Annotated in this window: 14 protein-coding genes; 8 read left to right on the forward strand and 6 right to left on the reverse strand. The window is 66.3% G+C overall.

The window, feature by feature from the left end; translation table 11 throughout:
• A partial coding sequence (gene glpK / locus WCJ52_RS06805) for a glycerol kinase GlpK (RefSeq protein WP_336902550.1) occupies window positions 1-1,372 on the reverse strand: 1,372 nt, incomplete at its 3' end.
• Between the two features lie 174 nt (window positions 1,373-1,546).
• Here glpK and WCJ52_RS06810 point away from each other — a divergent pair.
• The 3 genes from WCJ52_RS06810 to WCJ52_RS06820 all read left to right on the forward strand — a co-directional run bounded on the left by WCJ52_RS06810 (window position 1,547) and on the right by WCJ52_RS06820 (window position 3,974).
• The gene (locus WCJ52_RS06810; RefSeq protein ID WP_336902551.1) at window positions 1,547-2,629 is read left to right on the forward strand and encodes a DUF2336 domain-containing protein; all 1,083 of its coding nucleotides are present in this window, start codon (window positions 1,547-1,549) and stop codon (window positions 2,627-2,629) included.
• Between the two features lie 67 nt (window positions 2,630-2,696).
• Window positions 2,697-3,461, forward strand: a complete 765-nt coding sequence (locus WCJ52_RS06815) for an NAD kinase (protein WP_336902563.1) — start codon at window positions 2,697-2,699, stop codon at window positions 3,459-3,461.
• A 72-nt stretch (window positions 3,462-3,533) separates the two neighbouring features.
• Window positions 3,534-3,974 carry an Hpt domain-containing protein gene (locus tag WCJ52_RS06820; protein ID WP_336902552.1) on the forward strand — a complete coding sequence of 147 codons (441 nt, stop codon included), beginning with the start codon at window positions 3,534-3,536 and terminating at the stop codon, window positions 3,972-3,974.
• 30 nt (window positions 3,975-4,004) lie between these two features.
• Here WCJ52_RS06820 and WCJ52_RS06825 read toward each other — a convergent pair whose 3' ends face one another.
• Together WCJ52_RS06825 and WCJ52_RS06830 are read right to left on the reverse strand one after the other, a co-directional pair.
• Window positions 4,005-4,790, reverse strand: a complete 786-nt coding sequence (locus WCJ52_RS06825) for an NUDIX hydrolase (protein WP_336902553.1) — start codon at window positions 4,788-4,790, stop codon at window positions 4,005-4,007.
• A 56-nt stretch (window positions 4,791-4,846) separates the two neighbouring features.
• Window positions 4,847-5,992, reverse strand: coding sequence for a DUF2336 domain-containing protein (locus WCJ52_RS06830; RefSeq protein WP_336902554.1), 1,146 nt, complete (start codon window positions 5,990-5,992; stop codon window positions 4,847-4,849).
• A 144-nt stretch (window positions 5,993-6,136) separates the two neighbouring features.
• Between WCJ52_RS06830 and WCJ52_RS06835 the strand changes: the two genes are divergently transcribed.
• Window positions 6,137-7,333, forward strand: a complete 1,197-nt coding sequence (locus tag WCJ52_RS06835) for a CoA transferase (RefSeq protein WP_336902555.1) — start codon at window positions 6,137-6,139, stop codon at window positions 7,331-7,333.
• A gap of 19 nt (window positions 7,334-7,352) precedes the next feature.
• Here the strand turns inward: WCJ52_RS06835 and WCJ52_RS06840 are convergent, their stop codons facing one another.
• The 3 genes from WCJ52_RS06840 to WCJ52_RS06850 form a co-directional block, all read right to left on the reverse strand.
• Window positions 7,353-8,201: a transglycosylase SLT domain-containing protein gene (locus WCJ52_RS06840; protein WP_336902556.1), complete on the reverse strand. Its 849-nt coding sequence runs from the start codon at window positions 8,199-8,201 to the stop codon at window positions 7,353-7,355.
• A 74-nt stretch (window positions 8,202-8,275) separates the two neighbouring features.
• Entirely contained in the window at window positions 8,276-9,445 is a 1,170-nt protein-coding gene (locus WCJ52_RS06845; RefSeq protein ID WP_336902557.1) for an acyl-CoA dehydrogenase family protein, read from the reverse strand.
• Between the two features lies 1 nt (window position 9,446).
• Entirely contained in the window at window positions 9,447-10,511 is a 1,065-nt protein-coding gene (locus WCJ52_RS06850) for an FAD-dependent oxidoreductase (protein WP_336902558.1), read from the reverse strand.
• A gap of 210 nt (window positions 10,512-10,721) precedes the next feature.
• On the opposite strand from WCJ52_RS06850, the gene ruvX reads away from it, so the two are divergent.
• The 4 genes from ruvX to WCJ52_RS06870 form a co-directional block, all read left to right on the forward strand.
• Window positions 10,722-11,192, forward strand: coding sequence for a Holliday junction resolvase RuvX (gene ruvX, locus WCJ52_RS06855; protein ID WP_336902559.1), 471 nt, complete (start codon window positions 10,722-10,724; stop codon window positions 11,190-11,192).
• A gap of 53 nt (window positions 11,193-11,245) precedes the next feature.
• Window positions 11,246-12,223, forward strand: coding sequence for an aspartate carbamoyltransferase catalytic subunit (locus WCJ52_RS06860; protein ID WP_336902560.1), 978 nt, complete (start codon window positions 11,246-11,248; stop codon window positions 12,221-12,223).
• A complete protein-coding gene (locus WCJ52_RS06865) occupies window positions 12,223-12,804 on the forward strand; it encodes a TIGR00730 family Rossman fold protein (protein ID WP_336902561.1) in 582 nt (193 codons plus the stop codon). Before WCJ52_RS06860 ends, WCJ52_RS06865 begins: the two co-directional genes overlap by 1 nt.
• Window positions 12,801-13,980, forward strand: a 1,180-nt coding sequence (locus WCJ52_RS06870; protein ID WP_336902562.1) for an amidohydrolase family protein, incomplete at its 3' end; no start/stop codon positions are given. The genes WCJ52_RS06865 and WCJ52_RS06870, both read left to right, overlap by 4 nt.

Raw genomic sequence — 13,980 nt, forward strand, 5'->3', positions numbered from 1 at the left:
CGGGGTAGAGCCCACATCCAATGCCTGCAAAGAGGGCGGCGCCAAGGGCCGTGGTCTCCTCGTAAGCGGCGCGGCCCACAGGCACGCGGGTCAGGTCGGCAAGCTTCTGGCAGAACCAGGCCGACCGCGACATGCCGCCATCGACCCTGAGCTCGGCTTCCGGACCGAAGGCCGAGGCGGCATCGAGGCGCATGGCCTCGATGAGATCCCGGGTCTGGAAGGCCGCGGCCTCGAAGGCCGCATCGGCGATCTCGGCAAGTCCTGTATCCCGGGTCATGCCCAACAGGGCGCCCCGGGCGTCAGGATCCCACCATGGAGCGCCCAGGCCCGTGAAGGCTGGAACCAGGGTCACGCCGTGACCCGGACGGGCCTGGCGGGCCAGGGCCTCGACCTCGGCCCCGCCGCCAGGAACCGCGAGCCCCTCGTTGATCCACTGCAAGGCGGCACCGGCCACAAAGATAGAGCCCTCCAGCGCATAGGTCGCCCTCCCCCCCAATCGGGCCGCCACCGTGGTCAGGAGACGCGTCGAGGACACGGGTGCCGTCTCTCCGGTGTTCAGCAGCAGGAAGCAGCCCGTGCCGAAGGTCGCCTTCATCTCCCCGGGGTGGATACAGCCCTGACCCATGAGCGCCGCCTGCTGGTCCCCCGCGACGCCGCGGATCGCGACCGGTGCCCCCAGGATTTCCGGCAGGGTCGACCCGTAGTCGGCTGCGCAGTCCAGGACCCTTGGCAACAGGGGCCGGGGTACGCGGAACAGGTCAAGGAGTTCATCCGACCAGTCCTGGGCATGGATGTCGAAGAGCAGGGTGCGGGAGGCGTTCGTGGCGTCGGTCGCATGGACTGCGCCGCCGGTCAGGTTCCAGATCACCCAGCAATCCATGGTGCCCGCGAGCAGATCACCGGCCTCCGCACGCGCCCGAAGGCCGGGTTGGCTGTCGAGGATCCAGGCGAGCTTGGTGCCCGAGAAATAGGGGTCGAGCAAAAGCCCGGTCAGGGCCGTCACCCTCGGTTCAACCCCCCGTTGCCGGAGCGCATCGCAGGCGGGTACCGTGCGACGGTCCTGCCAGACAAGGGCCCGGCTGACGGGCTCTCCGGTGCGGCGGTCCCAGACCACGACGGTTTCCCGCTGATTGGTGACCCCGATGGCCGCGACATCGCCGGCCTTGCAGCCTGCGCGTTCTAAAGCCTCGCGCAGGACGGCCTTCGACGCCGTGATAATCTCCCTGGCGTCATGCTCGACGCACCCGTCGCCCGGATAGTGCTGCTCAAGGCTTTGTGAAGCCGAGGCGATTTCGGTACCCGCTGTGTCAAAGAGGATGGCTCGGGTCGAAGTGGTTCCCTGATCAAGGGAAAGAATTACCGGTGCGCTCATGACAGGCCTCAACTTTTGGTTTAGCTTTTCGTGCGTGTTACTCAGGACGGTTAAGCGGGTTCATCGGTGCGTGCGTTCTGGAGTGACTCGCGAGCCAAACCGTTTAGCAGGCTCTGACTCGGGGTGTAGGTCTTGCGGGGCAAATTGCTGTTGCGCGGCAGGTTGGACGACGTCATGCGGCTCGCGAAGAGCCGTGATAAGGGAGATCGTGAGCGCCTACTCCTGGAACTCGTCGATCTCTGCAATGACAATAGAGAAGACCTAGACAATCCCAGGATCCAGGCCCTTCTTTCCCAGGTCTTCTTCGATCTCGTATTCCAGGCGGAGCATGACATCCGGCTGCGGCTTGCCGACAAGATCTGTATGTCGGACTGGGCACCGGCCGCCATGATCAACATCCTGTCCTTCGACGATATCGAGATCGCGCGCCCGATCATCGCGAAGAGCCCTATCCTCCAGGATCCGGACCTCATCCGCATCCTCGTCGAGGCCACCCTTGAGCACCAGGTCGAGGTGGCGCGGCGGCCAGATATCAGCGCGCTCATCGTCGATGCGATCGTCAAGGGCTCTGTTGCAGAGGTGATGACCGCACTGGTCAACAATCCGTCCGCTGACGTGACCCTTGATCACCTCTATGAACTTATCCAGAAAGCCGAAAAGGTGGAATCCCTGCGCACCCCCCTGGCAGGGCATGTCGGCCTCAACGACGAACTGGCTGGCTATCTCTACGCCTGGGTCGGCGACACTCTGCGGAAGTCCCTCGGGGAAAAGTTCAAACTAGACGTCCAGGCCCTGGACCGGGCCCTCAACCAGTCCGTCCGCGAAGCCCGAGCCGGAATCCCAGGGGGGCAGACGCAGACAATTCCTTTGGGGGAGACCGAAGAAGAGCGGCGGGAACGGAAGCTCATCGCCAAGCTCGACATGGCCGGCGAACTCCGGCCGGGTCACCTCATCAAGGCCCTGAGGGAAAAGCGGCTTTCCATGTTCGTGTCTATCCTGGCGACGCTGGGCCGTTTCGATCCCATGGATATCCGCAAGACGATCCAGTCCGGGTCGCCGGAATTACTCGCCATGGCCTGCGCTGCCATCGGCCTCGATAAGACCGCCTTCCCGGCCATTCTTAGCTTGCTCAGGGACATCAACAAGGGCCGGCCCGGGGGCGACGACGAAGCGGTGCGCAAGGCGACCGCAACTCTGGCCCAGCTTGGCCCGGGCGTGGCGGTATCGGCCTTCCGCAAGGGCGTGGCCGCCCTCTGACCCGGTCAGGTTTGACTTCCCGGGCGATCCTGCGCTCATGCCCTTCCTGTCCTCTGCGATCGTTGGAATGCCCATGCGCCTTGCCTTCCTGAGCAGCGACCGACCTGAAGCGGTGGCCGCCCAGAACAGCCTCGCAAAGCGCTATGGCGGCGTATCTCCGGAAGACGCCGAGGTCATTGTGGCCCTTGGCGGCGACGGCTTCATGCTCGAGGTCTTGCACCTTCCCCTGGCGCGTCGGGTGCCGATCTACGGTATGAACCGGGGGTCGGTCGGCTTCCTCATGAATGACTTCTCGGAGACTGGCCTCACGGACAGGATCGCCGCTGCGGAACACGCAGAAATCCACCCCCTCACCATGACCGCTGTGGACAGCTCGGGACAAAGCTTCACGGCCATGGCGGTGAACGAGGTCTCACTCCTTCGCCAGACCCGGCAGACGGCCAAGCTGCGGATCGTGATCGACGGGACTGTCCGCCTGGAGGAGTTGTCCTGCGATGGTGCGCTTGTGGCCACACCCGCGGGATCGACGGCATACAACCTGTCCGCCCACGGCCCCATCGTTCCCCTGGAGGCCCGTGTCCTGGCTTTGACGCCCATCAGCGCCTTCCGGCCCCGCCGCTGGCGCGGAGCCCTGCTGCCTCACGCGGCCCAGGTCTGCTTCCAGGTTCTCGACCCCGACAAGCGCCCTGTCAGCGCAGTGGCGGACAACTTCGAGGTGCGGGACGTGGTTAAAGTCAGTGTCGCCGAGGACACGGCAGCCTCGATGACCATGCTTTTCGACGCTGGCAGAGGCCTGCAGGAGCGGGTGCTTGCCGAGCAGTTTTCCGTCTAATCCTTCCACCGGTCGTTAACCGGACTGTGTCACGGTTATGACGTTGTCCGCCCGAGGGTACAGTTACCTCCCATGTCGACCGCCAGCCCAAGACGTCTCCGCATCGACCCCAACGCCGTCGCCCGCGCCGAGGCTGCCCTTGCCGCCATGGCGGTGAACTTCGACGAATGGCTCGGGATCGAGATCACCCGCATGGACGCAGCCATGTCGGCCGTCCAATCCCAGGGGCGGAGTGAGGAAAACATGGAAGCGCTGTATCACTGCGCTCACGACCTGAAGGGACTTGGGGCGACCTACGGGTTTCCGATCATTTCGCAGATCGCAGGAACACTTTGCCGGCTGATCGACAGCGCCGAGAGACGCATGGTAGCTCCGATTTCACTGGTCGGGGTGCACGTCGAAGCGATCAAGGCGGCGGCGCGGAACGGCATACGGACTGACGATGACCCCGTCGGAAAGGCCCTCGTGCTTGAGCTAAAGGGTAAAGTCGCAACCTTTGACCCCGCAGGCTGAGGGCCCGGAACCGGGCCAGCGGGATACCGCCTAAATTAGGCTATCAAGCGGCTCGGCGACATCTCCGTAACCGGCTTCGGGCGGGAGGGTCAGGACCCTCCCTCCAGGACGATCCTCGATCTTGGGCAGGACGGTCACGAGGGTGCGGCGGCTGGCGCGCTCGATGCAATCCGCCGCGCTTGAAGCCTCCGCAAGCAGCTGGACATTCATCCGGGTAGGGAAAATCACCTTCCTCTGACCACTGTCGGCCAGGGACAGTACTTGTTGGGGCGCGATCCATTCGGCGTCCACGGTCTCGCGTCCATCGCAAGCGGCAAGCTGGTCCTCGGGAGCCCTCACGGCATAGAACCAGGTGTCGAACCGCTTTGGAGTGAGGGGCGGTGTGATCCACCGGGCGAACACGGTGAGAGCCGTCAGGTCGAGGCGTACGCCCAGGTCGCGCACGACGTCCAGGAAGTCCAGATCCCCTGAGTCGACGGCCTTGCGGATGTCCATCGGGGCGGCCTCGCCCCGGAACATCTCGCCGTCAGGCGTCCTCGCCAGGAGGATTCCAGCCTCCTCAAAGACCTCACGGATCGCCGCGACCCGCAAGGGCCTCTGGACCTCGTCGAAGGCGTCAAAGCCCAGGGTGAACTGGTCCCAGGTCGCCGCGTGATCCCGCTCGTGGCTCTTGCCACCGGGGAAGACCAGAGCGCCCGACGCAAAGTCAATCTGGTGATGGCGCTTGACCATCAGCACCTCAAACTCGGGTTGATCCCTGAGCAGGAGGATGGTGGCTGCAGGCTTGATGGCGCTGTCGGGGGCGATGTCTGTCATGAAGGTATGTTGATCGCGCACTTGGGCCGGTGGCAAGCCCCTCAGAAACGGGTCCATCAGGCCGACTGGTGTTGCTCAGCGGCTCTCTGGGCAGTCGCATCTGGTCGCGGGTCCAGCCGCTCAAGAAGGTAGACAAGGTCATCCTGCAGGACGTTAAACTCGACAGCGTCACTGCTCAGGAACCGTTCGAGCATCAGGACCTGGAGGCGGGAGCGATCCAGAAAGCCACCCTCCGCCTCCAGCGACTTCCAGGCGTCGAGCCCCGCCCGGAAAGCCGGAAGGAGGCGCATGGGCAAGCCGGCCCGTTCATAGATGGCCCTAAGCCCCAGGGGACCGGCGTCATGCACCATCATACGGGCGCGCCTATGCGGTGCCTGGGCCAGCTCGGCGAGCCCATACTCGAGGAAAGTTATGTGGCCATTCGCCAGGGACCGGAGCAGCAGGGATGCAGTCAGCCGTTGGTGGCGGTTGAGGTGGGAGACGAACTTCCCGGGGTCTCCGGTCAGGCCAGCCTGATCGACCAGATCGATGGTCGCGCGCTCGTAGGCCCCGACTGCGATCGCAACAGCGATATCCGGAGGAATCTCGTGGTGACTGACCAGATGGTCCAGCACGGAGTCGCTGACCAGCTTGACCAGCTTCTCCGTGACGGACAGGGGAAGCCACTTGCGGTAGGCGATGGCGGTCAGAACAGTCTCCGACCTGGGAAACCGCTCAACGACGCGATGCAGGGACGGCTCTGAAATTTCGGCGTTGTCGTTGGCGCAAACCGCCTCGATGGCCCTTTCCACACCATTTTCGATGATGGAGTCCGCCAGGAGGATGGAGACCTTCTTGCGCTTGGCGATCACAACCTGTCGGGCGGCGCCGCCGACCCGAGCGATCTCGATCAGGTCTTCCTCGGTGAAAACCGGGGATGCGGAAAGGATGGGCAGGCAGACGCTCTCCACATCCTTCGCCAGCTTGATGGCGATGAAGCGGGGAACGATCGGGGACGCCTTCAGGGTAACCGACAGCGCGCGACGCACGAGGTCGCACGCATCGCTGGCAAGGATGGGAAGAATCTCCTCGGCAGCCTGCCGCCCGGGGACCGTCAGGCTCGACCGTTCAATGGTCAGGCACAACTGCTCTGCGTCCTTGGCACGCTCCTCCGGAGTGGCACCTTTCAGAATGCTGCGGATGACCGCCTCCCGGGTAATCAAGGCCTGTCCACACGCACCGGAAGGCCTACACTTCACAACTTCACGATTAATAGCGCATCAAGTTTAACGAGATTTTACCGGGTTTCATCGGCTGTGATTCGACACGAATTTCGGGTCGCCATAGCCTAAGACAAGGATGAATAAATGCTGCTCAAGGGACTGAAAGTCGTCGAGTTTGCTTCCTACATCGCAGCACCGGGTGCGGCAGGTATCCTGGGCGATTGGGGTGCCGATGTCATCAAGGTCGAGCGCCCAGAGGGCGATCCCATGCGCCATGTCTTCGCCGACACGAAGAACGTCGTTGCCGGAAATCCGACCTTTGCCGTCGACAACCGGGGCAAGCGCGCGGTCGTGCTGGATATTTCGAAGCCAGAGGGACGGGACGCCCTGGCGCGGCTTGCGGCGTCGGCGGACGTCTTCCTCACCAATGTCCGCCCGGCGGCCCTGAAGCGCGCGGGCCTGGATGAAGCCGCCCTGCGAAAGGACAATCCCCGTCTCGTCTATGCCATGGTCACCGGCTATGGGCTGGAGGGGCCCGACGCCCATCTCCCAGGCTTTGACGTCACGGCCTTCTGGGCACGCTCGGGCGTGGCGCGGATGCACGCCCCCAAGGGCACGGATCCCTTCATCCTGCGCACCGGCGTGGGCGATCACACCACCTCCATGGCCACGGTCTCAGCCATACTGGCCGCCCTCTACGAGCGCAGCCAGACGGGCCTGGGCCGGGTCGTACAGACCTCCCTGCTGGCCACAGGCGTCTATACGGTCTCCTCCGACATGGCAGTTCAGCTGGCTTTCGGCCGCCTGGCTTCAAACCGACCCCGGACGGACCCCTTCGATCCTCTGGCGAACTTCTACCGCAGTTCCGACGACCACTGGTTCGTGCTCAACCCCCGCGGCGGCGGGGCGGACTGGAAGGCGCTGACCCGGGCCTGCGGCCGGCCGGAACTTGCAGAGGATGAACGGTACGCCAACGGCCGCTCCCGACGCATCCACAGCGCCGCCCTTGTCCAGGAACTTGAGGCGGCCTTTTCCGTATTCCCCTTCGAAGCGATCCGAGCCCGCCTTAATGGGGAGGATCTCGTCTGGGCCCCCGTCCAGACCCCAGCGGAGGTGGTGGCCGACCCTCAGGTCGCGGCAGCCGGCGGCTGGGTCGATGTCGAGGACGGCCAGGGTGGAAGCTTCCGGTCACCGGCGGCCCCGGCCCGCTTCCCAGGCGCTGATGCCACTCTGCGCCCTGCCCCACCCACCTTAGGACAACACACGCGGGAAGTCCTTGGGGAACTGGGATACACCAGCGAAGAGATCGAGGCCCTCTATTCGGCGGGTGCTGCGGCCTGAGCCTCCGGACGCAACAGGCTCACCCGCCTGTCGGGCCGCCGGACCGCTTCTGGCCGGAACTCGGGTCTGCAGCGACGTCCGCCAGGACCCTGAGCATCTCGGTCGAGAACAGGGAGCCGCCCAGGCGCACGCCCGGGCTGTCGGAGTCCGAGTTTCGACCGCCACCCAGGATGAGCGTCATCAGCATTTCCTGCTCGCGCTGGACATCGGCACCCCGGCTGTTGGCGTACTGAATGAAGTCGGCGGGCTGGGGCGTTTTCAGCGGGACCGTGGCGGCTCCGGTCCGGGCGAGGTCGGCGTAGACCTCTTGGACGGTCGCGGGACGCCCCGCCTTGTAGAAGATGGTCGGATTGGCCCGCGCAGCATCCGGGAAGAGCGTGACGGCAGGCGCCATGGGCTGGGACTCGACGGCGTCGATCAGGCGGGCCGATCCCATCGGTCCCAGGAAGTGAGCCATGTAAAGCTCACCTTGGTTCGGCTCTCGTCCGATCCGCCCCTTGAGGTAGGCACCGTTCTGAGAGGTCAGTTCGCCCGCCATAACCGAGGCGGCGTTGGGGTCAAGCCTGAGATCCAGCACCGCCTGACGGGCACCGCCATCGACGACGTACCGGCCTTCGGGGGTTTTGCGTACCTGGTCAGCATAGGCTCCGAGGCCATGTCGTTCGCCGTACTGCTTGACCATGGCCAGCCAGGTCTGCTCGGTGAACTGGAAGAGCCCGGCGGCCGAGGAGGTCGAGGCCCGGGCGGTCGGATTGAAGCTACTCTCCCGCTGGGCCGTCTTCATCAAATAGCCAGAGTCCACCCCCGTCGCAGCGCTGGCGCGCTGGATGATGGTTTGGACGGCGGCCCTGATTCCACTGATCGACATGCCCGGATGGTGCCCCGGTATGGTAAACGGGGGATTAACTATGCCCGTTTACCTTAGTTAAGACTCTATTAATATCAGTAGCTCTTGGGTAGGTCCAGCACCTGTTCAGCAATGAAGTTGCAGATCATTTCCCGGCTGACCGGGGCGATGCGGGCAATCATCGCCTCTCGGAAGTACCGCTCGACATGGTATTCCCTGGCGTAGCCCATGCCCCCGTGGGTCAGGACCGCCGCCTCGCAGGCGGCAAAGCCCGCCTCCCCGCCCAGATACTTGGCCGCATTGGCCTCTGCACCGCAGGGCTTTCCGGCATCGAAAAGGGCAGCGGCGCGGAAGGCCATCAGGCTGGCAGCCTCCAGTCCCATCCAGGCCCGGGCCAGGGGATGGGCTATGCCCTGGTTCTGGCCGATCGGCCGGCCAAAGACGATACGTTCCCGGGCGTAGTCCGCCGCGCGTTTCAGGGCGGCCCGCCCCAGGCCCACGGCCTCCGCGCCAATCAGCACGCGTTCGGGGTTTAGCCCTGAAAGGAGGTAGGCGAACCCCTTGCCCTCCTCCCCGACCAGGTCCTCGCCCGGGACCTCGAGGTTGTCGATGAAGACGCTGTTGGACTCGATGGCCTTGCGACCCATCTTGGGGATCACCGTGGCCGTGATCCGGCTGCGGTCGAAGTCGGTATAGAACAGGCTCAGCCCTTCGGTGGGCCGCTTGACCTCATCCCGCGGTGTCGTCCGGGCGATGATCAGGATCTTGTTCGCCCTCTGGGCCATGGTCGTCCAGACCTTGCGCCCGTTGATCACCCAGCCGTTCCCCCGCCGTTCGGCACGGGTGGTCAGGCTGGCCGTATCCAGGCCGGAGTCCGGCTCGGTGACGGCAAAGCACATCCGGTCGCGGCCATCGATCAGCCGCGGGATCGTGCTGGCCTTCTGGGCCTCCGATCCGAACTTCACGATCGGCATGGGACCGAAGATGTTCAGGTGCACCGCGCTGGCGCCGGAAAAGCCCGCCCCGGACTCTGCCACGGCCTGCATGACCAGGGCCGCCTCGGTCAGTCCCAGGCCGGCCCCACCCAGGGCCTCGGGCATGGCCGCGCCGAGCCAGCCCCCGGAAGCCATGGCGGACACGAAGGCTTCGGGAAAGTCGCCGGTCTCGTCGACCTGGCGCCAGTAGTCGGCGTCAAAGTCCTCGCAGAGCCGCCGGACGCCCTCGCGCAGCTCCAGCTGGGCCTCGGTAAAGTCGAACCCGCTCAAGTTATTTCTCCCCATTTCCGTGTCGCGCAAACCGCAAGGGATCGAGTCGTACGGCCCAACGGCCGGCATCCTCGCTGGTGATCGCTGCAGTGACAATCTTCGCGACGAGAGGCGCCAGTAGCCAGCCATTTCGCCGGGCCCCCACGGCAAGGAAGACGCCGGGGCGCGAGGCGGCGCCCGCCAGGGGCAGGCCGTCCGGGCTCGCTGCCCGCACGCCGACCCGCGTGACCCAACCCTCCGTCGCCAGAGCAGGAAAGATATCTGACAGGGTTCCGCGCAGCTCCGCCTGGGCCTCCAGGTCCGCCGCCAGGTCCGATCGCCCCACCTCCATGGTCGCCCCGGCCAGCAACCCGCCGCCCGATCCCAGGAGATAGGCCCCCGGCGTACGGATCACGCCCACGGGCGGCGAGACTCCCCTCGGTCGCCAAAGGATCTGACCCTTGATCGGTGACAGGCCGGCGAGTTCCGGCACCAGGCCCTCCAGTCGCCGGTCTGCACCCGTGGCCAGCACGACGGGGCTTGCGGCATGCTCCAGGTCCCGGAGGGTAAAGGTCCCGATCTCCAGGTTCCCGCCCAGGTCCTGAAGCCGCCTGGCCATCGCCTGCAGGGCGGCCCGCGGTTCGATCCGCCAGTCCTGTGGCGTGACGAAGGCGCGGGGGAACCGGGACCCCAGACCCGACGACATTGCCTCCATCTCCGCCCGCCCGGCGGGCCGGCCCTTAAGCCCGAGGGCGGCGAGGCGCGCCTCAAGCCCGTCCAGCCAGGCCTCGGGGCCGATCGCCGCCGCGCCGGTACGGTCGAGCGAAACGCCCAGCCGTCCGGCCAGGTCCGGCCAAAGGTCGCGGCTCGCAAGAAGCAGGTCCAGGGCATCGGGCGCTGGGGGGTCGAGGGCCATCTCGAAGGCCGGCGCCAGCATCCCCGCCGCCACGCCGGAGGCGGTAAGATCCGGGGGGGGCGCGGCCACAAGCCGGACCTTGATCCCTGCCTCGGCAAGGGCAAGCCCCGTCGCCAGACCGAACACCCCGGCCCCGACCACGATCACGGAAACTGTGCCCGACCTGCCCATCCCCTCAGGCGCCGGATTCCGGCGTGGAAATCAAGGGCGGCGGCTGCCGACGCCGAGCTCACAATCGCGGCGGGTCATCCTCCGATGGGCATGGGAAACCGGCGCGATCCGAAATCCAGCCCGGGTCTTAGCCGGCCGAAAGTCTTAAACCACCAGGCCTGACCCGGATCCAGGTCTTGGAGGCGGCGAGTCTTGGGCGTAGGAGGCGCAATGCCTGTCCTTGATCTCGACGATCTGCCGTCCGCCCTCCCCCGGAAGGGGGCCCTGACGGGGGTGGATGCGGGTGAGAAGACCCTGGGCGTCGCCTTCTGCGATGCCCTCTGGACGGTGGCCACCCCCCATTCGGTGATCCGCCGGACGAAGTTCACTGACGACGCGAACGCCCTTTTTGCGCTGATGGATGAACGCGGCTCCACCGCCCTGGTGATCGGCCTGCCCCTGAACATGGACGGCACGGAGGGGCCACGCTGCCAGTCCTGCCGGGCCCTTGGGCGGAACCTCCTGCGCCTGCGCCCAGACCTCCTGGTCGCCTTCCAGGACGAACGGCTCTCCACCGCCGCCGTCCAGCGCACGATGATCCAGGAAGCCGACCTGTCCCGGGGCAAACGCGCGGCCGTCGTCGACCGCGCGGCGGCGGCCTGGATCCTGGATTCCGCCCTCGATCGGCTGCGCGGCGCCTGATCCCGGCGCTTTTCCTTGGCTTGGACCGGAAAGCCCCCTAAGACCGCGCTTTAATGAATGGCTCCGTGCAAGGTCTGAGCGAGGTCCTGGGTCGGACCTTCCCCTTCCCCCGCCGGCATTTTCTTTCCGTCCTGGAACTGAACCCCGTCGAGGTGGCGGGACTGCTCGACCTGGCCGAGGGCTTCGTCGAGCTGAACCGGCAGACGTCAAAGAAGCTCGACCTGCTCAAGGGTCGCACCCTCATCAACCTGTTCTTCGAGAACTCGACCCGGACGCAGAGCTCCTTCGAGCTGGCGGCCAAACGCCTGGGCGCCGATACGATCAACATGAGCCCCCGCTCGTCCTCCATCGCCAAGGGCGAGACCCTGATCGATACGGCGGTGACCCTGAACGCCATGCGTCCGGACATACTGGTTGTGCGGCATGGCGCCTCCGGAGCGGCCTCCCTGCTGGCTCAGAAGGTGTCCTGTTCGGTAATCAACGCCGGCGACGGCCAGCACGAGCATCCGACCCAGGCGCTCCTGGACGCCCTGTCCATGCGGCGAGCCTTTGGATACATCGCCGGCCTCAGGGTCGCGATCTGTGGCGACATCCTGCACTCGCGGGTGGCCCGCTCGAACGTCGGCCTCCTGCAGATGATGGGCGCCGAGGTCCGGCTGGTAGGCCCGCCCACCCTGATTCCGGCCAAGGCCGATCGCTGGGGAGTCGAGGTCTTCAACGACCTGCGCCAGGGCATAGCCGGCTGTGACGTCGTGATGATGCTGCGCCTGCAGCTGGAGCGCATGGATGGCGCTTTTGCGCCCTCCCCCCGGGAATACTTCCGCTTCTGGGGCCTGGACCGCGAAAAGCTGGGCGCCGCCGCCGACCATGTGAAGGTCATGCATCCCGGCCCCATGAACCGAGGTGTCGAGATTGACTCCGACGTCGCCGATGATCTCACCGTCTCCCTGATCCAGGATCAGGTGGAGATGGGCGTCGCGGCGCGAATGGCGGTGCTGGCCGCGCTGGCCGCCCGGCTGGAGACTGCCTGATGCGCAGCGTCTGCATCTTCTGCGGCTCCAGCCCCGGCTACCGGCCGGTCTATGCCGAAGCTGCAGCCCGTACCGGCCGGATCCTGGCCGAGGCCGGACTCGCCATGGTCTACGGAGGCTCCAAGGTGGGCCTCATGGGTGCAGCGGCCGATGCTGCCCTGGCGGCTGGGGGCGAGGTCTTCGGCGTCCTGCCCCGTCCCCTCGCCCGCAAGGAGCTGGAACACACCGGCCTGACGCGACTGGAAATCGTCGAGACCATGCACCAGCGAAAGGCGCGCATGGCCGAGCTCTCGGACGCCTTCATCGCCCTGCCCGGCGGCGCGGGCACCCTGGAGGAGGTCTTCGAGATCTGGACCTGGGGCCAGCTGGCCCTGCACGCCAAGCCGGCGGCCTTCCTCAATGTCGAGGGCTACTATGACCCGCTCCGGACCTTCCTTGACCACGCCGTGGGCGAAGGCTTCCTGCGGGAGTCGCACCGCGACATGCTGATCTTCGGCGAGGATCCCCAGGCGCTCATCGCTGGCCTGGCCGCCTACCAGCCGCCCGCCGAAGAGAAGTGGCTCGAGAGGTTCCAGCTGTGAGCCCTGCCCCCGACCGTCCCCTGGCCATCCTGAACGCCAGGATCGTCGACCCGGCTTCGCGCCTGGACGCCCGTGGGGCCCTCTTCGTCAGGGACGGCGTCATCGAGACGATCGTCACAGGCTCAGACCCCGGTGCCGTGGGCGCCGATTACGAGACCCTCGATGCCCGGGGGGCCCTCCTGATCCCCGGCCTCGTCGACCTCAGGGTCAAGACCGGCGAACCCGGGTTCGAGACCCGCGAGACCCTGCGTTCTGCGGCGGAGGCTGCGGCGGCGGGCGGGGTGACCACCTTCGTCGTCCAGCCCGACACCGACCCCGTGATCGACGAAGCCTCGGTCGTCGACTTCATCCGCCGCAGGGCCCGGGACTCCAGCCTGGTCAACGTCCTGCCTGCCGGGGCGGCGACCCAGGGCTGCCTGGGCGAGCGGATGGCCGAGATCGGCCTCATGGCCGAGGCTGGCTGCGTCTACATCACCGACGCTGACCGGCCGATCCTGAATTCCAAGGTCATGCGCCGGGTCCTGGACTACGCCCGGAGCTTCGGCATGCTGGTCGCCCACCGGCCCGCTGATCCCTGGCTGAGCGAAGGGGCTGCTGCGACGTCGGGGGAGTTCGCCGGCCGGATGGGCCTGCCCAGCGCCCCACCCGAGGCCGAGAAGATCATGCTCGAGCGCGACCTGGCGCTCGTCGAGCTGACCGGCGCGCGCCTGCTTGCCGACCAGGTCACCACCGCCTGCGCCCTGGAGTCCCTGGACCGCGGCAAGCGACGCGGCCTGCCGGTCTTCGCCTCGACCTCGATCAACCACCTGACCTTCAACGAGATCGATATCGGCGACTATCGCACCTTCCTGAAACTTGACCCGCCTGTCCGCGGCGAGGACGACCGCCAGGCGGTGATCGAGGCCCTGGCGACCGGGCTGATCGACATTGTGGTCTCGGCCCATGCCCCCGCGCCGCCTGAGGACAAGCGCCTGCCATATGCCGAGGCCGCACCGGGCGCGGTCGGCCTCCAGACCCTCCTGCCGGCCCTGCTGGCCTTCCACCATGAAGGCCGGATTCCCCTGATCGACCTGATCGCAGCGGTCACCGTCCGGCCCGCCGACCTCCTGGGACTGAAATCCGGTCGCCTCGCCCGGGGCGCTCCGGCGGACCTCGTGCTCTGCGACCTCGAAGCCC

This window comes from Phenylobacterium sp. (assembly GCF_037138395.1).
Classification (GTDB): Bacteria; Pseudomonadota; Alphaproteobacteria; order Caulobacterales; family Caulobacteraceae; genus Phenylobacterium.